The sequence below is a fragment of the Chryseobacterium viscerum genome (assembly GCF_002899945.2).
Classification (GTDB): domain Bacteria; phylum Bacteroidota; class Bacteroidia; order Flavobacteriales; family Weeksellaceae; genus Chryseobacterium; species Chryseobacterium viscerum.
The window spans coordinates 165,655-188,877 of sequence record NZ_PPEG02000007.1 but is presented as its reverse complement, the minus strand read 5'-3'; the positions used below and the strand labels follow the sequence as shown (position 1 = coordinate 188,877).

Genomic DNA, 23,223 nt, shown 5'->3' with positions numbered 1-23,223 from the left:
GAAACGTTGAGAACCACCCCGTCAAAAATTCTTTGAATTTTCGCCACCCCTCCAGAGGAGGGGAATTTTCCCGTCTTCAGTTGGGATGTTGGTCAGTATTATACATTCACCTTTTTAACAGAAAAAATATCTTCATTTATATCAATGATAACTTTCTTTCCATAATCGATCTGAATCGTAAACATATTCTCCAGTGGAAACTGAAGTACAGCCTGAAGGATCAGACGAATGACTCCGGCATGGGTGATGACCAGCACTTTTTTGATATCTTTTTTCTGAGTGAGTTCCTTCCAGAAACTGAGGACACGGACCTGCATTTCAAGTAGATTTTCACCTCCAGAAGCTTTTACATTGAGAAAATCTTTGTACCACGGATTGATTTCTTCTTCCGAAATATCAGTCCATTTTTGCAGTTCCCAGTTCCCGAAATTCATTTCGCGAATTCTTTCATCTATTATATAATTAAGCCTAAAATAATCTGCTAAAAAATGGCAGCGTTGTGAAGGGCTTGAAACAATAAAGTCATAGTCGTTATTCAAATTTATTTCTTTAAAATCCTGCGCATACTCCTTCCGTAATGGTATTTCTGCAAAACCATAACACAGGTTTTCAGGATTTTCTACAGCGGTATGACGAATCAGATGAATTTCCATACGATCATTGTTCCTAAGTAAAACAAAACTTCACAAACCTGCTGAACAGACCCCAGACAATCTCCGGTATAGCCTCCGATATGCTTTTTAAAATACCACCCCATATACACTTTCCCAAGATATGCCAGGGCAAATGCAAAAATCAAATGCCAGTCCGGGATCAGGTAAAAAGCAAGTAAAACACTGATAAATCCTACTATTAAAGCCATTCCGTCCAATGGTTTATTGGCTAAAGGTTTCGATTTGCTGACATCAATATCCGTAACATATTGATGAGTATAAATCATTGTTCCCGAAATAAAGCGGCTTACGGTATGCCCTAGAATAACAATGAGTAAAACTCCCACGGGATCAGCCATTCCCAACGCCTGAATACTGTAAAATTTTAACGCAAAAAGCAGGATAATCCCAATAGTTCCGTACGCTCCTACCCGGCTGTCTTTCATGATGGTGAGAATTTTCTCTTTCCCATATCCCCCTCCGAAACTGTCGCACATATCTGTAAAACCATCTTCATGAAATGCTCCGGTCAATAAAACACTGGAAATCATCATTAAAACGATTCCTATTTCAAGATTAAAAAGCAATGTTGAAAGATAAAGAATCACGGCATTGATCAATCCTACCAAGAGCCCGACCCAGGCAAAGTATTTTTGAGATTTATTCATGATCTCACTAGAATAAGGAACGGTAAACGGAACCGGAATTCTTGTGAAGAACATGAGTGCTGTGGCAAAATAGATCATTTCATTCTTGAGGACTTTCATACGTTCTTTTTAAATATAAAACTGGTTTAACCAATTCCCGTAAAATTAGGAAAGCTTTTAACAATGGTAAAGAGATCAATTAAAAAAATGAGAAACATGAATCTTATCATTCGAAGTTCATCCCTTTTATTTCCGGAGTATTTTTAGTTTTGCACCATAATAACCATGAAAAAAAACAAATGAAAAAAGCGTATTTCGTTGGATTGTGTCTTCTATCCATAGTAAGCTGTTCGGCTCCCGGTGATGAACTGGAAACTTTAAATGAGTCGCAAACTCTTAACGAATCTTCTGCTAACAAATTAGCAAAAGGAGGCTTCAGAGATAATCCGGATACACCTACTCCACCTCCCGCAGGAATCTGGTCCAAATCATTTTATTTAACTAATCCTATTTACGGTTTCTACAGTGATCTTACTAAAAAGCATCTGTACAATACCTCACCTTTACCATCCGAACTTCCTAAATCCTATCCTGGACTGAGCTATTATTTTCAGGAGAGATTATTAGGTTCTGCAGATGGGCCCGGCCCGGTAATTTCAAGATGGTTTCACACCGGAACTAATGATCTGGTATTAACGACTAATCCTAATGAATTGAGTGGGCAAAGTTACTGGGAGAAAAAAGATCTGGGTACCAGCTATAATGGTGATGAACCGGGAAGCTTTCCGATTTACAGGTATTTTAATTCTGATAAAAAGACCCACTTCTATACCAGAGATAAGAATGAACTGGGAGATGGAAAAGACGGCTATTCTTATGAAGGAATTGCTTTCTACTTAAAAGATTCTGAGCCTAAAGCGTATCGAGTTCGTGACGGGCAGTTTTTCCAGGATAATGCAACGGGAGCTTTGTACATCGTATTTGAAAGTACCCTGAGACGTATCGAATCCTTTGCAGTGATCAATAATCTGTTTGCTGTTCAGGGCAAAGCTTATTTGCTCTATAAAGTAAATATAGAAGATTACACAGGAGAAAGAGGGGCTGACATCACTTCAGGAACCCAACTGGTACGAAACACCAATACTGGAAAACTATATTTGGTAGATGATGGTTTATACAGGTATATTCCTACCATGCAGATATTTAATTCATATAAATTGAATGAAGATGCTATTCAAAATAAACCTGTAAGAATGATGTTTACAGGTAAAGATGTTGCACATACTTATTAATAGTATTTATTTTAAGATAAAAGGGGCTTTACTGCCCCTTTATTATTTTCTAAAGCTAAGATGATTTATTTGAAATATGAGCATCTTCAAAGCTTGACATTTCATTCAGAAAATTAACAGCACTTTGAATAATCGGATATGCCAATGCACAGCCTGTTCCTTCACCAAGACGAAGATTGAGGTTTAAAATAGCATTCTCTCTCATCAGCCCTAACAGTTGAGGGTGGGCATTTTCATTGCTTACATGACAGAAGATACAGTTGTTCAGAATCTCAGGATTCTTTTTCCAGACTGTCGCTACAGCTACTGTGGCAATAAATCCATCCACCATGATCAGCATGTTATGATGGTAAGCTTCTTCTATTGCTCCAATCATTTGGGCAATTTCTAATCCACCAAAAGTTTGCGCAATTTCATCCTCAGTCATGGCAGCCGGATATTTTTCTATAGCTTCTGTTAATATACTGATCTTATTCTGCAGCTGATGGTCATTGAGTCCGGTTCCTCGTCCGATACAGTTTATAATCGGGATATCAAAAAGTTTACTCATCATCAGAGAAGAAGCAGAAGTATTCCCGATCCCCATTTCACCGAAACCAATGATATTACATCCTTTTTCCACAATATCAGTAACCACAGCCTTTCCATTTTTAAGCGCCTGCTGATATTCTTCAGGAGTCATGGCTGGTTCTTCCAGAATATTACGGCTGGATTTTCGGACTTTTTTATTTACCAGATTTAGTCCTTCCGGAAAATCAAAATTGACTCCGGCATCTACAATGTTAATCTTAATACCATGCTGTCTGCAAAAAACATTGATCGCAGCACCTCCACCTAAGAAATTCATCACCATCTGATAGGTTACTTCCTGAGGATAGGCACTTACGCCTGCGGCAGCAATCCCGTGATCGGCAGCGAAAACCACCATATGAGGATTCAATAACTGGGGAGAAGTGGTTTTCTGAACCAGTCCGATTTTGTGGGCAATATGTTCAAGATGTCCTAATGCACCTAATGGTTTTGTTTTAAAATCAATTTTATGCTGTAGTTCTGATGATAACATGGATGTCAAATATAGTTTTGTTAAAGAAGTGCAATATTAGTGAAATAGGGATTATTTTGTATTGTTTGTTTGTAGTTTTTATAAGCTGGAAGATGGAGGCTGGAAGTTATAAGCCACCCTCTCACCCCGAATCTCGAATCTCGAATCCCACAACTCTCAAACTCTATTACCCTAAAACCCATTCCACGAATCTCGTCACTCAAAACAACTACGTAAGTACATTGCGTACACCATCACTTACTTTGCATTATAAATAACAAATAATGACACCAAAAATACTAGAAAAAATAAAAGAAGTTGAGGCTACGCGGGGCGTAGAAGTTCTTCTTGCCGTAGAATCAGGAAGCAGAGCCTGGGGTTTTGCGTCTCCTGACAGTGATTATGATATACGTTTTATATACCGTCATGAAAAGGACTGGTATCTTTCTCCCTGGGAGAAGGATGAAACCATAGAATTTATGACAGAAGATGATCTGGATGGTTCGGGTTGGGATCTGCGAAAGACTTTTCATCTTTTGCTGAAGTCGAATGCTGCCTTGCTGAGCTGGTTCTATTCTCCTATCGTTTATAAAGTAGATGAAAAGTTTGTAGAACTCTTCAGACCTTTGGCCGATGCCTGTTTTTCCCCAGTCGCGGTTTCCTATCATTATTTGAGCATAAGCAAGAAATATCTGGAAGCGTGCAGAAGTGATGAAGTAAAATTAAAAAGTTATTTTTATTGCCTCCGAACCACCCTTACAGGAAAATGGATCATAGAGAAAGGAACGGTACCGCCTGTCTTGTTCAGTGACTTGCTTGTTTTAACAGATGATACCACCAGACGGAAAATAGAAGACCTTGTTGCCTTAAAAGCGACTAAAGGAGAATCTTACTACCATCCGAACGATTGGGAACTGTTTGATTTTCTTGAAAAAACAGTCGCTGAAAATGAGGAAAAATCGAAGAGTTTATTAGGAGGAAAAGCGGATAAAGGTGAGATGGAGAAGGTTTTTAGGGAGATATTGGAGAAATGTTAGAGATTACGGGAAGCCGTAGTCTTTTTTTATGGATTGGAAATATATTTGTTTGTTGGGGGAACTGCTTAATTAAATAGAAATTAATATATTAGAAAAAACTAAAAATTATGACAATTAACAGAGGTTCAGAGTGGAGAAAATGGGATTTGCATTTACATACACCCGCATCGTATGACTATAAAGATAAATCCATTACAAATTCAGAAATTATAGAAGAATTTAAAAAAAATGATCTGGCTGTTGTTGCAATTACTGACCATCATATCATTGACACAAAAAGAATTATTGAACTACAAAAACTTGGTTCAGAAAAAAACATAAGCATATTCCCGGGAATAGAATTTCTATCCGACTCAAGAGGAGAAGAACCAATACACTTTATAGCCATTTTTGGTGAAGATTGTAATTTAGAATTTATTTGGAAACAAATAGAAAGTAGAACAAATATTTCAAGAATTCAAGGAGAAGGAAAAGCCTACAATGAAGTCTATTGTAATATACTTGAAACAGCCAACTTAATTAAAGAATTAGGAGGAATCTTAACCATTCATGCCGGGAAAAAAACAAATGGAATTGAAAATATCACTCATAGTTTACCACATGGAATAGCTCAAAAAGAAGATATTGCAAAAGCAATTGATATTTTTGAGATGGGAAAAGAAGCTGATTGTGAAGGATATGAAAGTAAAGTAATTCCTTATTTAATCAAAAAAATTAATAAGCATATACCTTTAATAATTTGTTCCGATAATCATAAAATTACTGATTATATTATTAAACAAAATCTTTGGATTAAAGCTCAACCGACTTTTGAAGGATTAAAACAAATTATTTATGAACCGACAGAAAGAGTTAAAATTCAAAAAGAGGAGCCTGATTCTAATAAATTAGACCAACTAATTATTGATCAGGTAAAATTCAGTAGTTATATCAAACATTTCTGGAGAAACAAAGATGAGAAAAAGGAAATTGAGATTTCAAACTTAGAAAATATAATTCTTAAAATTCAGGAATCAATTGATTCTAATTTACTAAGCGAAGAAGAGAAAAAACAAAACTCTGATTTTCTTAATCTTGAGGTTGAAGATAAGTTTAAAGAAGAAAGTATTGGTAATATTACTTTCATCGTTGAAGGTAGAAAATATAGTTATTTTAAATTCCAAAAATTCACTCCTAAACCAATTTATTTCAATAAAAATCTGAATGTAATAATAGGAGGAAAATCTTCTGGAAAGTCTATTTTATTATATAATATAGCTAGAACACTCCTTAATACTGAAAAACTAGGAAAAATATTTATAGAAGAAGGAAAAGAAAATGAATTCAATTTTAGAATAAAAAGTGATGCAAATCTAGAACCAGATCAAAATTATAATTTTGAAATAAAAACTAAAGTTCCAAATATTTCACAAACTAGATTTGATTATAACGGAAATAGTATTCTCTCTGAGGTCATTTATATTCCACAAAATTATTTAATAAAATTAGCAGAACCAGAATATTATAAAAAGGGAGAATCTCTTAATAAACTTATAAGAAATCTTATAGTAGAAAAAGAAGAATTTAGAGCGATGTATGATGATATTTTTATTGCTCGCGTTAAAAAAAATGATGAAACTAGAAAAACTTTAATAAGGAGTTACTTTGAAACTAAAGAAACAATAGACATGTTAATTGTTAATCTTGGAGGCAAAGGAAATAAAGAAGATATAGAGAAAGTACTTAAACATAATGAGGGGAAAATTTTAGAATTAAAAGAAAAAACAGGATTAGACAAAGAACAAATTGAATCTTATCAGATAAAGCAAAAGGAGCTTGAAAAAATAGAAAAAGATGAATCAGACTTACAAAATGATAAATTAGCTATCAAAGAGTTCAATAGAAATAGTATTAGTACTTTAAAAACTTTAGTAGAAGATATAGAGAATTTGGAGATCAAAACACCTCAAATCAAAATAGATTTTATTAAGCAATATGAAGAGTTAAAAACTATATTATCTTCTATAGAAATTTATGATAATAATATTGATAGAGAAAATCATATATTTCAAAATCAATTGAAATTTATAAAAACTGAAAAAATAAAAAAAGAAGATGAGTTAAAACCATACAAACAAAATGAGGAGACCGAAAAACAAATAAAATTATATGAAGATTCAAATAAAACTGAATCACAAAAACTAAATAGTATTATTGAAGATGAAAAAAATATAGAGCAAAAAAGAAAAGATTTGTTAAAGATTAAAAAACAGATATTTAAACTCTACAAAGAAACCTATTTAGAATATGAAGACGTTATTAATCTTTTAAAGCCCAGAACTGAATCATTTAAAGAGGAAAATTTAGAAATAAAAGGAAAAGTAAAATTTAATTTTCCAAAACTAGAAAAATCAATGTGGGATATTAGTCACGGAAAATCAAAATCATATGATGATTGGAATATTTTTGATAAGAATCTAAAGGCTACTTCCTCATATCCTCTAAAAAATTTCATAAATGACATTCAATCAATTTTTGAATCCATTGATAATGGAAGCTATAAACTACGCAGTAGTTTTTCAAAAGAATATGCTATAGATATTTTATTAGATGATTACTTTTATGATTACTGGGAAGTAACATATAAAGGTGATAAAATAGGAAGCATGTCTACAGGAAAAGCAAGTTTTGTAATATTAATGATTATCATTGGATTAAGCGAATCACCATCTCCAATTTTAATAGATCAACCAGAAGACAACCTTGATAATAGGTCTATTTCAGATGATTTAGTTAAGTATCTCAAAAAAAAGAAAACCGAAAGACAAATTATATTAGTAACTCATAATGCTAATATTGCTGTAAATGCTGATGCAGAAAATATAATAGTCGCAAGCCAAAAAGGGCAAAGCGACAGGGATAATTCTGATTGCCCTTATCAATTTGATTATATAAATGGAGCTTTAGAAGACATTAAACCGTTAAATGAAAATATAAAAAGCTTACTTCCTAATATGAGTATTAGAGAACATATTAAAGATATTTTAGAAGGAGGAGAAATTGCATTCAAAAAACGTGAAGAAAAATATGGATTCTAAAATGACCATCCAAGACCTAAAAAATAAAAACCTCCTCCTTTTCGAAGCCATTTCCGGAAGCCGGGCTTTTGGGCTGGCAACGGAGAATTCTGATACGGATATCCGTGGGGTGTATTATCTACCGAAGGAAGATTTCTTTGGACTGAACTATATTCCGCAGATTTCCAATGAAACGAATGACATTACATATTATGAAATCGGGAGGTTTGTAGAACTGTTGCAGAAAAACAACCCTAATATTCTGGAAATTCTGGCAAGTCCTGAGGATTGTATTCAATACAAACACCCGTTGATGGATTTACTGAAACCTGAAGATTTCCTGTCAAAATTATGTAAAGATACCTTTGCAGGTTATGCTGTATCGCAGATTAAAAAGGCAAAAGGACTCAACAAAAAGATCTTAAATCCTATCGATAAAGAAAGAAAATCGATCCTGGATTTCTGTTTTATTCTTGATGGGCAGGGTTCTGTACCCTTGAAAAAATGGCTGCATGAATTCCCTTCCACTGGCGGGGGAAATGGTCTTTTACAGGAAAAATGCGGATTGGTGGGTATTGATCATACCAAGGGAATGTATGCTTTATTTTATGATGAATCGGGAACATTGGGATATAAAGGTATTATTCAAAATGAAGAAGCTAATCAGGTTTCCGTATCCTCTGTTCCCAAAGATGAAAAACCGACTGCTTATCTGTTTTGCAATCTGGATGCCTACTCTGTTTACTGTAAAGATTACAGGGAATACTGGAAATGGGTTGCTGAGCGCAATGAAGACCGCTATAACGTCAATCAGACCCACGGACAAAATTACGACAGCAAAAATATGATGCATACCATCCGGCTGCTGCAGTCCTGTGAACAGATTTTTAAAACCAATTCACTGACGATACGCGTAGAAAACCGCGACGAACTGTTAGATATCAAAGCAGGCAACCAGTCTTATGAAAGTGTTATGGAAAAGGCAGAAAACCTGATACAATCTATAGAAAATCATTATTCCAAGTCAAATCTTCCTGATGCTCCGGATTTAGAAAAAACAACAAAAATCCTGATTGAGATAAGGGAAAAACTGTACAATAATGATGAATTATAAATGATGAGTTATGAGTGGCAGTATTGATCAATTCCAGCACTTCCACTCTCTGACTCTCACCCCCCTTCACTCGTTCCACTCTCCCACTCTAAAAACCTCAAACCCTCTCACTCTCAAACCCAGCAACTCACCTCTTCGACACCTTTGCCATCGGATTATAATCCAGGCAGATTTTGATCCAGTATTCAAAATCATCAGCTTTTTTAAAACCAATGGGTTCTACATAGCAATATCCTGTAAGCTGCTTCCCTTTCATGATCATCGGCAGAAATCCCTTTTTCTCCGAAACCTCATCTTCCAGTTCAGGATCATAACGGCACATCAGATTATCATGACTGATGTTGATACACATCTTTCCGTTTACCAAAAAAGACAGTCCGCTGAACATTTTCTTCTCTTCAACCTCAATATTTTCTACTATTGAAAGCCGTTCACGTACCCGGTCGGCAAGTTCAGTGCTGTAAGCCATGATTTCAATTTTTTTTGACCTATCCCATTTAGCAATAATAGCTTCGACAGGCTCAGCCTGACAACGCTTAAAAATTTCGATTGGTATTCGAGTTGTCACCCTGAGCCTGTCGAAGGGCTATCAATAAGAAAACCTTTGTTAATCTTTAAGCTCGAGTATTAATTAAAAAGATAAATCGATTAACTTTTTTGTTATTAAAATTAATTAAAAAAGGTGATAATCACACTATTTCTTCCATTTAATTGATAGATTCTTATTTTGAAAAATAAAATTTTATTTAAATTAATTATTGTTTTACGATAATTAATTATACATTTGCAATATCAATTATTATTCATGCCATGAACCAGACCAAAATTATTTCAAGGATTTTATTTTATATCTGCTCCTTACTTTCGGCCGGATATCTGATCACTTTTGTATATTCTCTGTTCTGTCTTATCACCGGATTTTCGATTACGCCTTATAAAGGAGAAAAGTTCCTTCACATCAATTATCCTTTTACGGAGCAGCCGTTTCTGAATATCGAAAACAATTATCCCTATATGATCTTTTCTTTTATGTTGGTGCTTATTACTTATGGAATCTTTTTCTGGCTGTCTGCCAGGGTTTTCAAAGTATTTTTCCAGCAGAAACTGTTTACTCAGGAAAATATCATTCAGCTTAAGAGATTTTACCTGTATAATATTTTCATCCCGCTTCCATTAGTGATTATCGCGAGTTTCTCTGTGGAAGTAGAAAGTATGATATGGGGACTGGTGTTTATTCACTTTATGCTTGGAATTTTCTGTTTGTTTCTTGCGAATATCTTTAAGCAAGGACTACATTTGCAAAACGAACAAGACCTATTTATTTAAAATGCCAATTATAGTCAACTTAGATGTGATGCTTGCCAAACGAAAAATGCAGAGTAAAGAATTGGCCGAAAAACTAGGTATCACCCCCGTCAACCTCTCTATCCTTAAAACAGGAAAAGCCAAAGGAGTTCGTTTTGATACTCTGGAAGCCATCTGCAAAATCCTGGAATGCCAGCCGGGAGATATTCTTGAATTTAAAGAGTAGTTGGTGGTGTGAGTGAGAGAGTTTGAGCGTAAGAGTGTTTTAGAGTGGGAGTGTAAAATTTCACTTCTAACTTCTAGCCTCCAGCTTCCAGCCACTAACTTCTAACCTCTAATTTCTAACTTCTAAATCATCAGCTGCCGAAAGGCCGCCTGTCTTTCTATTCCCTAAACACAACACTATGAATACATTATCCATTAACAACCTTAGCCTCACCTACAAAAATGGTTTCCAGGCTATTAAAGACATTTCACTGGACATTAAAAACGGAATGTTCGGGCTGCTTGGGCCCAACGGAGCCGGAAAATCGTCTCTGATGAAAACCATTGTAGGACTTCAGAAACCCACGTCAGGAACACTGCTTTTCAATGAAGTGGATATTATTAAAAATCCCGATTATATCAAGCAGAATCTGGGATTTCTCCCTCAGGATTTCGGCGTATATCCGAAAGTGTCAGCCTATGATCTATTGGAACATATTGCTGTATTGAAAGGCATTACCGATAAAAGCAAGCGTAAAAATCAAATTCTGAGCCTGCTGGAAAAGGTCAACCTTTCTGATTTCGCTAAAAAAGAAGTTCATACTTTTTCAGGGGGGATGAAGCAGCGTTTTGGGGTTGCCCAGGCATTATTGGGAGATCCTAAAATCATCATTGTGGATGAACCTACCGCAGGATTGGATCCGGAGGAACGCAACCGCTTCAATACGCTGCTCAACGACATCAGCCAGGATGTTATCGTCATCCTTTCTACCCATCTCGTTGAAGATGTCCGAAATCTCTGTTCAGAAATGGCGGTAATGAATCATGGGCAGATTCTCAGAAAAGGAAATCCCGGAAAACTGATTGCTGAACTGGAAAACAGAATCTGGTCAAAACCTATTGATAAAAATGAACTGGAAAACTATCACTCCAGCTATGAAATCATCAGCAGACAACTTCTCGAAAGAGAACTTCACATTACCATATTTTCTGAAGAATCTCCAAAGGACTTTAGTTCCGTAACGCCTTTACTGGAACACGTTTACTTCCATACACTCACCCAAAAACCTTAATCATGAACACTCTATTTTTATTCGAAGCCAGACGCAGCACCCAGCACTGGCTCACCTATCTTGTGGCCTTACTTTTAGTAGGGATCGGTATTTTTTGCGGGAATCAGTTTAATCTTTCGATAGGAGAAGGAATTTATTTAAACTCACCCTATACCATCGGTTTTATGACCGGAATGCTGAGTCTTGCCGTGATTTTTTTTGCCACTGTGTATGCCTTACAGCTGTTGTTTAAAGATCATGATTCAAAATTTGACAGCATTCTATTTTCATTTCCATTTTCAAAATCCACTTATCTGAAAGGGAAATTTATCGCTTATTTTCTTCAGACATTTATAAGTTTTTCGTTATTAATGGCTGGATTTCTCATAGGTCAGATGATGCGTACCGGAACTGAAATGCAGGAAGCTTTTCATATCATCCATTACCTCTACCCATTATTGCTTTTCGGTTTTATCAACAGTTTTTTTGTATGCAGTTTTCTATTTCTCATTGCTGTTATTGTAAAAAGAAAACTGCTGGTTGTAGTGGGCGGGCTGCTTCTGTATGTGCTCTATATGATTATTTTACTGTTTTCCAACTCCCCTTTTATGGCGGGAAGTCTGCCTCAGTCATTGGAAACACAGCAATTTTCAGCTTTCATTGATCCTTTTGGACTATCTGCTTATTTCATGCAGGCTCGTGATCTTAGTTCGCATCAGAAAAATATTCAGATGGTTCCTTTTACAGGATATCTGTTGTTCAACAGGCTTCTGTTTTTCTTTATATCAGTGGGAATTCTTTTCCTTTCACTCAGATTATTTTCTTTTTCTAATACCTCCGGAAAGAAAGTAAAAACATTGTCAAACGTTCATACGCTCTCTGAAACAAATGCCTCAGAATACTCCACAGTTATCCCTAGCTTTAATCGGTTGAACTCTTTCCGGTCTGTACTCTCTTTTACAAAAACTGACCTTACATACCTGTTCAAGAGCGTTGCTGTTCCTGCCGTTTCCATCCTTTTATTATTTTGTGTCGGAATGGAAATGTATGCCGAAATTGAAAAGGGAATCCGTCTTCCACAGAAGTATGCAGGTTCAGGGCTTATGGCTGCAACGATCTCAGAAAACTTTCATCTTCTTGGATTACTTATTTCAGCTTATTTTCTGAACGATGTCTATTGGAGAAGCCAATCTTCTGGATTTTTCCTGATTGAAAACAGCACTTTTTTCTCTAAAAACCGGTTAACCGGGCATTTTATTTCGATCAGTTTTCTGTTGTTTTTCTTTACCGGAATTTTAATTATTCAGGGCATTATTTTTCAGGCGGCTTATCAGTATTTTCATATCGATTGGAATGCGTATCTCGGTGTTTTCTTTTTCAATACTTTCCCTTTGATCTTATTTTCAGGATTGATCCTTTTGATTAATGACCGAATTCCTCATAAATTCATTGCCCTTGGAGTTGCCATTCTCGCAGTGTTTGTATTATCAGGTCCGGTTTCCGGGAAATTGATTTCCTATCCTCTTTTCAGAATATTTTCTGATTTTAAAGGAACTTACAGTGATTTTAATGGCTATGGAATCTATGAAAAAGCTTTTGCCCAAAGACTTCTCTTCGGAGCGGGTATCATCAGTATTTTGTGGGTATTTAACAGTATTATAAAAATTAAAAAAGTCTCTGTAATTGCATCTTGCTTCAGTATAATTCTATTGATTTCAGGAATCTTTGCCGGCGTATTGTTTATGAAAGGGTATGTTCCTAAAGATAAAGAGCAGGCTATTTTAAGTTCTGTAGAATATGAAAAGAACTACCGGAAATATGAAGCTCTTCCACAACCTGATATTTCTGACGTTACCACAGAAATTAAACTTTATCCTTCGGAAAACGCTTATCGGATTGTTGGAAAATACACCCTTAAAAATCAAACAGACCAATCCATCAACAAAGTTTTGATCAATTTTAATGATGATTTAAAACTGGAATCTGCTGTAATGACATCAGGTACTGAAACGACAAAAATTCATCAAAACATCACGGAAGTTTCATTAAAACAGCCTCTCCTGCCTGGTAAAACGGCTTCCCTTAATTTCACATTGTCTTATCAATGGTTCGCAGTAAACGGTCATCAATCTTTTAATGCCATTATCGCAGACGGATCTTTTATGAGGATCAGCAGATATTATCCTACCATAGGCTACCAAAAGGATTATGAAATTCAGGATGAAAAACAGCGAAGCCAATTCAAGCTTGGAAAACTTACAGAACTGAAGAAACCGGAAGCTCCTGAAGTTTCAAAAAAGGATTTTATCAATCTGAGTATGATTATTTCCACTGAAAAGAGCCAGACAGCCATAGGAACGGGAGATTTAATAAAAAAATGGTCATCATCCGGCCGTCATTATTTTGAATATAAAGCAGATCAGATTCCTTTCCGGTTTGCCGTTTCATCAGCAAAATATGAGTTAAAAAGTATTAATTATAAAGGAATTACCATCAATATCTTTTATCATCAAAAGCACCATGAAAACGTTGATCATCTTCTTGAAAATGCCAAACTTACTCTAGATTATTGTCAGCAGAATTTCGGGAAGTATCCTTTTAAAACGATCAATTTTGCAGAGATCTCTTCTTTTACCAAAGGTTTTGCTGCCACTGCCTATCCTTCTGCCATCTTTATGCCTGAAGATATGATTTTCCATGCCAATATACTGGCGGATAAGAAGCAGGATGTCATCAATGAATTGGCAGGACATGAGCTTTCACACCTTTGGTGGGGAAACAGCCAGATCAACTCTGATGACCGGGAAGGTTCTGTAATGCTTACCGAAACGCTGGCTATGTATACGGAAATGATGCTTTACAAACAGATGCACGGCAGAGAAAAAATGATAGAGAGAATCAAAGTGCATCAGCAGATCTACGACAATGAAAAAGGTTTGTCCGAAAATGTTCCGATCTATAAAGCGACCGGAGATGCCCCTCATATTTCTTATTCAAAAGGAGCAATGGCCATGGTACAATTGAGTCATGTGATGGGTGAAAGCAGACTCAATACAGCATTAAAAAGCTTTCTCAACAATAATCAATACCCAAAGAAACCTACTTCATTAGATCTGATGAATGAGTTTTACAAAGCTGCTCCTGATGCTTCGGCCAGAAAAGAGATTGACAGATTGTTTAAAACCATAGACAATATAACTGTTATTAATAGCCCCCCAAACCCTTCTGTAAGGGCAAAATAAATGGAATAGATCAGCGGTATTTAATTTTTTTTGAAAATATTTTTCAGGAGTTGTAACAAAATAAAATGATGATTCACTAATTAGTTGATATATCAATAATTGATACATCATTTTAAATCTGAAAATATGGAAAAGTTAAATTCAATAATATTCTACAATATAGACAAAGCGATCCGAGCTTATAGAAACTATGCCCAGCGCCAGCTGAAAGCGCATGGTTTTACGATTACGATCGATCAGTGGCTTATCATCAAAGCGATTCTGGAAAACCCGGGCATTACTCAGAATGAAATTGGTGATCTTGTTTTCAAGGACAATGCTTCTGTCACCAGAATTATTGATTTAATGGTAAAATCAGAATACATCACAAGACATATTCATTCTGAAGACCGCAGGAAAACCAATCTGGAAGTAACAGATTCCGGAGTAAAGGTGATCAAAGAGGTTCAGAACATTGTGGAGAAGAACCGTAAAATGGCTTTGAAGGGGGTTGGTAAGGATGAAATGGAAGTCATGTATTCTGCTTTACTGAAAATTTCAGAAAACTGTCTTAATCCTAAAAAATAAAATACGATGATCAGAATATTTACATTTATTTTTGTCTGGCTGTTGATCTTTTTCAGCAGTATGCTTTCTGCACAGACCCCGCAAAGTTTTTCATTGTCTGGAAACATCAATTCCGGCAAAGCAGAGCAGATGGAGATCAATCTCTTCGATACCCATCAGAAATTGATCAAAACAGAAATTGCTGATAACAATGGCAAGTTCAATTTCAACGATTTAAAAGAAGGAACTTATCAATTAAAGATCAATAAAAACGGTTCTGAAGTCTACCATTCTGAAAACATTGTGTTAGCAAAAAACACTGTTCTGTCTTCTATTGACCTGAATGTAAAATCTATTGAAGGGGTAACGATCACGAAAACCAAGCCTCTCATTGAAAGGCAGGACGGAAAAATGATCATGAATGTTGAAAACAGTATTGCCAGCACTGGAAATTCTGCGTTTGAAGTACTGGAGAAAGCTCCGGGAGTCAATATAGACAACAACGACAATATCAGCCTCCGTGGAAAGGGAAATCTTCTGGTTCAGATTGATGGTAAAAACACGCCTATGACCGGATCTGATCTTGCCAATTATCTTAAAGGAATACCATCCTCTACCATTGAAAAGATAGAATTCATAACGAATCCGTCTTCCAAATATGATGCATCGGGATCTGCCATTATCAATATCAAACTAAAAAAGGAACAGAGAAAGGGAACCAATGGAAGTATTTCAACCTCCCTGGGTACGGGTAAATATGTGAAAAACAACAATAGTTTCAGCATTAACCACAGGAATAAAAAAGTCAATATTTTTGGAAATTACAGCTTTGCGTACAGGGAAGCTTACAACGGTCTGGTACTGGATAGAAATTTCTATGAAGCCAACAATTTCAAAAAAGCATATGTACAGGATAATTATTTGAAATTCAAATTCAACAGCCATCTTGCCAAAGCAGGAATGGATTATTATCTGAATGATAAAAATGTGCTTGGTTTTTCTGTAGGACTGGTTTCAAACAAGTTCAATATTAACGGAGATAATTCTAACGTGACCCTGGGCAGCAATCGTCTTCCTGAAAGCTCTTTCACAACCATCAACAGATCAAATGACCGCTGGACCAATCTTTCATTTAATCTTAATCATAAATACACGATAGATTCTTTAGGTTCTGAAATATCAACCGATTTTGACTATATCAATTACACGAATTCTTCTTTACAAAGTTTTGATACCAGTACTCATGAAATAGCCAGCGGAATGAACAATCTTGATATCATCAAAGGGGATATGGATGGAAAATTGAATATTTATTCTTTAAAGTCTGATCTGACAAAAAACTTAAAGAACGACTGGAAGCTGGAAAGCGGTGTTAAAACGAGTTTTGTAAAGACGGACAATGATCTGAAATTCTTCAATGCAAGCTCAGGAGTTTCCATTCCCGATCTTTCTAAAACCAATCATTTTATTTACGAAGAAAACATCAATGCAGTCTACGGAAATGTCTCTAAAAAATGGGAGAAATTTAAAGCTAATGCAGGGTTGAGACTTGAAAACACGAACGTCAAAGGCACCCAGATTACAACCAACCAGGTCAACAAAAGAAATTATACCCAGCTATTCCCCAGTGCTGTTTTTTCCTATGATCTTACAGATAAAAGTAACCTGGAAGTCAATTTCAGCAGAAGGATTACAAGACCAAGCTACAATCAGCTGAATCCTTTTAAGTTCTATCTTGATCCTACCACGCTGAAGGCCGGAAACCCAGACCTGAATCCACAGATCACGATGAATTATGAATTGACGTACAGTCTTAGTAATAAATATTTCGCCACATTAAGCTACAGCAAGACTTCTGATAACATTACAGACATCTTAAAACCTGTCATAGAAAACGGACAGATTGTAACGGTACAGACGATTGAAAACCTAAGTTCTGCTTCTTATTTTGGGCTAAACCTGATCGCTCCGGTAAAGGTTACCCCATGGTGGGAGATGAACAACAGAGCTAATTTCTACTATGGTTCATACACTGGAAATGTTTCCGGAACCCAGATCAATAACCAAGGGAATTTTACCTATAGCATCAATAGTATTAATTCCTTTAAACTAGGAAATGGGTTCTCCGCTGAACTTACCGGAAATTATAAGGCCAGAGAGGTCTATGCCTATCTGAATGTGAGCCCTAACTGGTATTTGAATATTGGTGCACAGAAGAAATTTAAGAACAACAGTGTACTGAAGCTCTCTTTCACAGATATTTTCTTTACCAGCAACATCAAAGGCCAGACTGTTTATAATGATTATATAGAAAACTTTGCGGTAAAAAGAGATTCGCGTGTCGCCACCATCTCCTATACTTATAATTTTGGTTCTTCTAAAAACGGGCAGCCCAGAAAAACGGGAGGTGCTGAGGATCTTAAGCAGAGAATCGGAAGCTAGCGGGAAGAAGTTGGAACCGCAAAGGCGCGAAGAAAGAGGAATAAAATGTTGGATTTAAGTCGCAAGGATTTTATCTTCGATAAAATTGAGTACCGCATAACTAGTTTATTTTAATCTCTTGCTGAAAATCTTACTCAATATAATATTTAAATTCCTTTGTACCTTTGCGTTCTCCAACTTTATGACCTAAAAAGCAAAAATCCCTCAAATTGAGGGATTTTTTATGTTTATGAATGAATCTTATTAAGCTTCGTTAGAAGGCGTTTCGTTTTCCACTTGGTTTTCTCCTTGTGGTTTTTCTCCTTCTGGTCTTCTTTGTCCTTCTGGTCTTCTCTGTCCCTCAGGTCTTCCTTGTCCTTCCGGTCTTCTTTGACCTTCTGGTCTTCCTTGTCCTTCTGGTCTATTTTGTCCTTCTGGTCTTGCAGGTCTTGGTAAAAGAACTTTACGAGAAAGTTTCATTTTCTTACGGTCATCGTAACCCATGAACTTCACTTCTACTTCGTCACCTTCTGCATATGGAACTTTGTCAAGACGAGCCCACTCAATTTCAGAAATGTGAAGAAGTCCTTCTGTACCTTTAGCAATAGCAACAAAAGCACCGAAATCCATTACTTTCACAACTTTTCCGTTGTAAACTTCGCCTACAACCGGTACGAAAGTAATCTCGTTAATTTTTGCAACAGCAGCATTGATTTTCTCTCTGTCTTTTCCTGCAATCTCGATACGTCCGATCTCTCCTACTTCTTCAATAGCAATCACTGTATCTGTATCTTTCTGCATCTGCTGAATGATTTTTCCTCCAGGTCCGATTACAGCACCAATGAAGTCTTTAGAGATCTCCATTACGACCATTTTAGGAGCGTGAGGTTTCACATCTGCTCTTGGTTCAGAAATAGTTTCAGTGATTTTATTTAAGATGTGTAATCTTCCGTCTCTAGCCTGCATCAAAGCTTTTTCCATGATATCCATAGAAAGACCCTGAATTTTGATATCCATCTGACAAGCAGTGATACCATCTGCAGTACCTGTTACTTTAAAGTCCATATCTCCAAGGTGATCTTCATCTCCTAAGATATCAGAAAGTACAGTGAATTTTCCAGATTTTGTATCCGTGATCAATCCCATTGCAATACCGGAAACAGGTTTTGTAATCTTTACCCCAGCATCCATTAATGCTAATGTTCCTGCACAAACTGTTGCCATTGAAGACGAACCGTTTGATTCTAGGATATCAGAAACAATTCTGATCGTATATGGGTTCTCTTCAGGAATAACTGCCTGTAATGCTCTTTGAGCAAGGTTCCCGTGTCCTACTTCTCTTCTTGAAGTACCTCTTAAAGGTCTTGCTTCACCCGTTGAGAAAGGAGGGAAGTTATAATGTAAGAAGAATTTTTCGTCGTGTTGAGAAATAACGCTGTCTACCATGTTTGCATCTTTCACAGAACCTAAAGTTACTGCTGTTAAAGACTGAGTTTCACCTCTTGTAAACACTGCAGAACCGTGAGCTCCCGGAAGGTAGTCAATTTCTGACCAGATCGGACGGATCGTCTGAGGATCACGACCGTCAAGACGGATATTGTCTTCAAGGATCATCTGACGCATCGCTTCTTTCTCTACATCATGATAATATACTTTTACGAAAGGAGTTACTCTTTCCAATTCTTCTGCATCTTCAGCATATTGAGCTAAAAATTCTTCACGAAGTGCTTTGAATTTTTCTCCTCTCTCTTCTTTACCAGAAGGAGTTCTTGCTACTTCATATACTTTATCGTAAGTCTCTTTCCAAACTTTTGCACGAATTTCTTCGTCGTGGTTTTCGTGAGAGTACTCTCTTTTTGGGAAAGCCTTACCTACTTTTTCTGCTAATCTCTCCTGAGCTTCAATCTGCTTTTTAATTTCAGCATGACCAAAGATGATCGCTTCTAACATTTCCTGCTCAGAAATCTCCTTCATCTCTCCTTCTACCATTACGATTGAATCTTTAGTAGCTCCAACCATAATATCTAATTCAGAATTTTTCAATTCTTCGTAGCTAGGGTTAACAGAAAGTTGTCCGTCAAATCTTACTACTCTTACCTCAGACATTGGTCCATTGAAAGGGATATCAGTAATTGCAATAGCTGCAGAAGCTGCTAAACCTGCTAAATCATCAGGAATCGTTTCTCCGTCATAAGAAATTAAAGAAATCATTACCTGTACTTCAGCGTGGAAATCTTCAGGGAAAAGTGGACGTAATACTCTGTCTACTAATCTCATTGTTAAAATTTCCTGATCTGAAGGTCTTGCTTCTCTACGGAAGAAGTTTCCAGGAATTCTTCCACCTGCATAGAATTTTTCTCTATAATCTACTGTTAATGGTAAAAAATCTACACCAGGATTTGCTTCTTTATTGGCTACAACAGTTGCTAAAAGCATTGTTCCACCCATTTTTACTACCACAGATCCATCAGCCTGCTTGGCCAACTTCCCTGTTTCAATAGTGATTTCTCTGCCATCAGCAAGAGTAATCAGCTCTGTAAACGCTTGAGGTATACTCATAAATTTGTCTTCTTAATACTCCGTATTGAGTATGAATTAATATTTAAACTCTTTAAATTTCGTGTGCAAAGGTACTATATAATAATGATATATTAAATTTTTCAATTGCATTAATAGGCTCTGAAAATACAAAAAATTGGCTATCAATTGATGAAAGATTCAAAAATGTGTATCAGTAATCTCAACTTATTCATTATTCATGAAAATAAAAAAGTATTTTTTTAAAAATAATGCATGGAAAAATCCTGTTGTTTTTGTATTATTGTCTCAAAAAGTGAAAATAACAATCTGATTAGAAAAAAGATATCCATTTCATTATAAAAACGATTAAAATTATTGCAAAAATATAGGCGGATTCCTATATTTGCCCTACTTCACCAATTACAATGCTGTAGGAAAAAAGTTAAGGACCTATCCTTATACAGATAAATAAATGTTTATGACTAATAAAGAAGTACAACCGCAAAGCAGGAATTATACGGTTCCGTTGATTACCATCACCCTGCTTTTTTTTATGTGGGGATTCATCACCTGTATGAATGACATCCTGATCCCCTATCTGAAGCAACTTTTCAATCTTACCTTTTTCGAGTCCATGCTGGTACAGTTCTGCTTTTTCGGAGCTTACTTTATCGGATCTCTGATTTATTTTATGATTTCCATTACGAAAGGAGATCCCATCAATAAATTAGGGTATAAAAAAGGAATCCTGTTCGGAATTTTCCTTGCCGCTTTTGGCTGTGTCTTATTTTACCCGGCAGCTACTTTTTCTTATTATCCTTTGTTTTTGGGGGCTTTATTTATTTTAGGACTCGGCTTTACGGTACTGCAGATTACAGCCAATGCCTATGTTTCATTGCTGGGAAGTGAAGAATCCGCATCCAGCCGATTGAATATGACCCAGGCGTTCAATGCATTCGGAACAACCATTGCTCCAGTGTTGGGAGGACATCTTATTTTTGAATTCTTCTCTTCTCCGGACGGATCATTCAGTGCAGTAGCGACAAGAATTCCTTACTTAATTTTTGCAGGTATTCTTTTATTGGTCGCTTTATTGATTTCCAGAGTGAAGCTTCCTTCATTCCAGATGGGTGAAGAGGAAGTGGTAAAAGGCTGGGGAGCTCTTGAGTTCAGCCATCTGAAATTTGGAGTATTTGCGATGTTCTGCTATGTAGGTGGAGAAGTTGCTGTGGGAAGTTTTATCATCAGTTTCCTTGAGCAGCCCCAGATTATGGGCTTTAATGAAATCATCAGTAAGAATTATCTTTCTCTTTACTGGGGTGGGGCCATGATCGGCCGTTTTCTTGGAGCAATCTCTTTAAACCAATCTTTAAGCCAGAGTAAAAAGGCTCTTTATATGCTGGGTGCAGCGGGAGCTGTTTTTCTTGTGATCTTCAGTATTGTGAATCTTACCTTTTCTCAGATCAGCTTTTTCCTTGTATTCATTGTTCTTAATTTCATTGCCTTTTTCATTGGTAAATCGGCTCCGGCGAGAACGCTGTCAATCTTTGCAGCTGTCAATGTTGTATTATTGATTTCTGCTATGGTAAATCAAGGTGAACTGGCTATGTACAGTATTCTGGGAATCGGAATTTTCAACTCAATTATGTTCTCGAATATTTATACATTAGCGATTTCAGGACTGGGGAAATATACCAGCCAGGGATCTTCCTTAGTGGTAATGGCGATTTTAGGAGGGGCTATCGTTCCTATTTTCCAGGGATATCTTGCGGACCAGTTTGGAGTACAGCATTCATTTATCATTCCTGTATTCTGTTATCTGGTGATTCTGATCTTTGGTGCTTACTGTACCAAATATCTCGGTCATGTGGAAAGCACGGAAGCCAAATCAGGACATTAAAATATATTAGGTTAAAATATACAAAGCGGAATATCTCAAAATATTCCGCTTTTTTTCGATCTTATAATGTAACTTTCTATTAAAATAAGGATAGACCAGCACAATTACAATGAAAACACAATTAAAGCTTGAATACGCAGCATTTCTATTGTTAGGAATATATGCTTTTGCCCAAACAGAATATTCATGGTGGTGGTTTGCAGGACTTTTTCTGGCTCCTGACATTTCCATGTTGGGATATACGGTCAATAATAAAATTGGGGCTGTTTCCTATAATGTCTTCCATCATTTTGGAGTAGCTATTCTCGTTTATCTTGCCGGAACAGCCTTGTCTCTACCCTATTTACAAATGGTTGGAGCAATATTATTTTCTCATTCTGCTTTTGACAGAATATTAGGCTATGGATTGAAATATCCGGATAGTTTTCAGAATACGCATTTGGGGAAGATTGGGAAGAAGGTGGAGAAGTTATAATTGCAGGATGTTAAAACCACCCCGTCAAAAATTCTTTGAATTTTCGCCACCCCTCCGGAAGAGGGGAATTTTCGCTCCTTCAGTTCGAGTATTGTCACAATTGTAATTCCCATCAATACTATTCTTTTATTATCACATGAAAATCAAAGACTTTTAAGAACTTAAGTGCTCTTCTCAAGTGTTTAGTTGTTTCTAAAAAAACTTTTGTTCCTTTTGTGGTTAAAAATTCCCAATACTGCAAAAACAAAAAAGCAACCTCTTTCGAAGTTGCTTTTTATTTTGAAAATCTTTATAGATTATTTTCTTAAACCTAGTTCAGCAATAATTGCTCTATATCTTGCGATATCCTTGTTTTTAAGGTAATCTAATAAACTTTTTCTCTTACCTACCAATTTCACTAGAGATCTCTCTGTGTTGAAATCGTGACGGTTAGCCTTTAGGTGTTGAGATAAGTGATTGATTCTGAAAGTGAAAAGAGCGATTTGTCCTTCAGCACTTCCTGTGTCTTGTGCAGATTTTCCGTGTTTTGCGAAAATTTCCTGCTTTTTGTCTGTTGTTAAGTACATTCCAATATTGTTTAATGATTATTATGTAACGGGTGCAAAATTACGACTATTTTTTGATTCTGCAAACATTATTGATTTCATAAATCAAAATTGATAGAAAAAAATGTTAAAAATTTCTTAATAAATTATATGCTATCCAACGAAAAGGCAG

18 protein-coding genes are annotated in these 23,223 nt (G+C 36.1%); 12 read left to right on the top strand and 6 right to left on the bottom strand.

Features of this window, described 5'->3' with window-relative positions; genetic code table 11:
- Positions 1–98: 98 nt before the first annotated feature.
- The gene (gene cobC, locus C1634_RS17340; protein ID WP_109738828.1) at positions 99–653 is read right to left on the bottom strand and encodes an alpha-ribazole phosphatase family protein; all 555 of its coding nucleotides are present in this window, start codon (positions 651–653) and stop codon (positions 99–101) included.
- Positions 638–1,420 carry an adenosylcobinamide-GDP ribazoletransferase gene (gene cobS, locus C1634_RS17335; protein WP_103235461.1) on the bottom strand — a complete coding sequence of 261 codons (783 nt, stop codon included), beginning with the start codon at positions 1,418–1,420 and terminating at the stop codon, positions 638–640. The genes cobC and cobS overlap by 16 nt, the downstream gene beginning before the upstream one ends.
- Positions 1,421–1,599: 179 nt before the next feature.
- On the opposite strand from cobS, the gene C1634_RS17330 reads away from it, so the two are divergent.
- Positions 1,600–2,592 carry a hypothetical protein gene (locus C1634_RS17330; protein WP_103235462.1) on the top strand — a complete coding sequence of 331 codons (993 nt, stop codon included), beginning with the start codon at positions 1,600–1,602 and terminating at the stop codon, positions 2,590–2,592.
- Positions 2,593–2,647: 55 nt separating this feature from the next.
- On the opposite strand, the gene cobT is transcribed toward C1634_RS17330, so the two are convergent.
- Entirely contained in the window at positions 2,648–3,655 is a 1,008-nt protein-coding gene (gene cobT, locus C1634_RS17325) for a nicotinate-nucleotide--dimethylbenzimidazole phosphoribosyltransferase (protein ID WP_109738827.1), read from the bottom strand.
- Positions 3,656–3,918: 263 nt separating this feature from the next.
- Between cobT and C1634_RS17320 the strand changes: the two genes are divergently transcribed.
- The 3 genes from C1634_RS17320 (at position 3,919) to C1634_RS17310 (ending at position 8,841) form a co-directional block, all read left to right on the top strand.
- A complete protein-coding gene (locus tag C1634_RS17320) occupies positions 3,919–4,671 on the top strand; it encodes a nucleotidyltransferase domain-containing protein (RefSeq protein WP_109738826.1) in 753 nt (250 codons plus the stop codon).
- A 107-nt stretch (positions 4,672–4,778) separates the two neighbouring features.
- On the top strand, positions 4,779–7,748 hold the full coding sequence (locus C1634_RS17315; RefSeq protein ID WP_109738825.1) for a TrlF family AAA-like ATPase: 2,970 nt from the start codon (positions 4,779–4,781) through the stop codon (positions 7,746–7,748).
- A gap of 1 nt (position 7,749) precedes the next feature.
- Positions 7,750–8,841 carry a nucleotidyltransferase domain-containing protein gene (locus C1634_RS17310; RefSeq protein ID WP_103234891.1) on the top strand — a complete coding sequence of 364 codons (1,092 nt, stop codon included), beginning with the start codon at positions 7,750–7,752 and terminating at the stop codon, positions 8,839–8,841.
- A 127-nt stretch (positions 8,842–8,968) separates the two neighbouring features.
- Here C1634_RS17310 and C1634_RS17305 read toward each other — a convergent pair whose 3' ends face one another.
- Positions 8,969–9,310 (bottom strand): TfoX/Sxy family protein, encoded by a 342-nt coding sequence (locus C1634_RS17305; protein ID WP_103234889.1) that lies wholly within the window; start codon positions 9,308–9,310, stop codon positions 8,969–8,971.
- A gap of 341 nt (positions 9,311–9,651) precedes the next feature.
- On the opposite strand from C1634_RS17305, the gene C1634_RS17300 reads away from it, so the two are divergent.
- The 6 genes from C1634_RS17300 (at position 9,652) to C1634_RS17275 (ending at position 17,632) form a co-directional block, all read left to right on the top strand.
- Positions 9,652–10,167 (top strand): DUF2975 domain-containing protein, encoded by a 516-nt coding sequence (locus tag C1634_RS17300; protein WP_109738824.1) that lies wholly within the window; start codon positions 9,652–9,654, stop codon positions 10,165–10,167.
- 1 nt (position 10,168) lies between these two features.
- The gene (locus C1634_RS17295) at positions 10,169–10,372 is read left to right on the top strand and encodes a helix-turn-helix domain-containing protein (RefSeq protein ID WP_002980904.1); all 204 of its coding nucleotides are present in this window, start codon (positions 10,169–10,171) and stop codon (positions 10,370–10,372) included.
- Positions 10,373–10,550: 178 nt separating this feature from the next.
- Positions 10,551–11,423, top strand: coding sequence for an ABC transporter ATP-binding protein (locus C1634_RS17290; protein WP_103234890.1), 873 nt, complete (start codon positions 10,551–10,553; stop codon positions 11,421–11,423).
- Between the two features lie 2 nt (positions 11,424–11,425).
- Positions 11,426–14,644 (top strand): ABC transporter permease/M1 family aminopeptidase, encoded by a 3,219-nt coding sequence (locus C1634_RS17285; RefSeq protein ID WP_109738823.1) that lies wholly within the window; start codon positions 11,426–11,428, stop codon positions 14,642–14,644.
- Between the two features lie 126 nt (positions 14,645–14,770).
- Positions 14,771–15,211: a MarR family winged helix-turn-helix transcriptional regulator gene (locus C1634_RS17280; protein WP_109738822.1), complete on the top strand. Its 441-nt coding sequence runs from the start codon at positions 14,771–14,773 to the stop codon at positions 15,209–15,211.
- A gap of 6 nt (positions 15,212–15,217) precedes the next feature.
- Entirely contained in the window at positions 15,218–17,632 is a 2,415-nt protein-coding gene (locus C1634_RS17275) for an outer membrane beta-barrel family protein (protein ID WP_103234446.1), read from the top strand.
- Between the two features lie 243 nt (positions 17,633–17,875).
- On the opposite strand, the gene C1634_RS17270 is transcribed toward C1634_RS17275, so the two are convergent.
- Positions 17,876–20,170, bottom strand: coding sequence for a polyribonucleotide nucleotidyltransferase (locus tag C1634_RS17270; protein WP_103234447.1), 2,295 nt, complete (start codon positions 20,168–20,170; stop codon positions 17,876–17,878).
- A gap of 439 nt (positions 20,171–20,609) precedes the next feature.
- On the opposite strand from C1634_RS17270, the gene C1634_RS17265 reads away from it, so the two are divergent.
- Together C1634_RS17265 and C1634_RS17260 are read left to right on the top strand one after the other, a co-directional pair.
- Positions 20,610–22,031, top strand: coding sequence for a sugar MFS transporter (locus C1634_RS17265; RefSeq protein ID WP_228410100.1), 1,422 nt, complete (start codon positions 20,610–20,612; stop codon positions 22,029–22,031).
- Positions 22,032–22,140: 109 nt separating this feature from the next.
- Complete coding sequence (locus C1634_RS17260; protein ID WP_109738821.1) at positions 22,141–22,506, top strand: DUF4260 domain-containing protein; 366 nt, start codon at positions 22,141–22,143, stop codon at positions 22,504–22,506.
- 296 nt (positions 22,507–22,802) lie between these two features.
- On the opposite strand, the gene rpsO is transcribed toward C1634_RS17260, so the two are convergent.
- Positions 22,803–23,072, bottom strand: a complete 270-nt coding sequence (rpsO, locus tag C1634_RS17255) for a 30S ribosomal protein S15 (protein WP_034692246.1) — start codon at positions 23,070–23,072, stop codon at positions 22,803–22,805.
- Positions 23,073–23,223 lie beyond the last annotated feature (151 nt).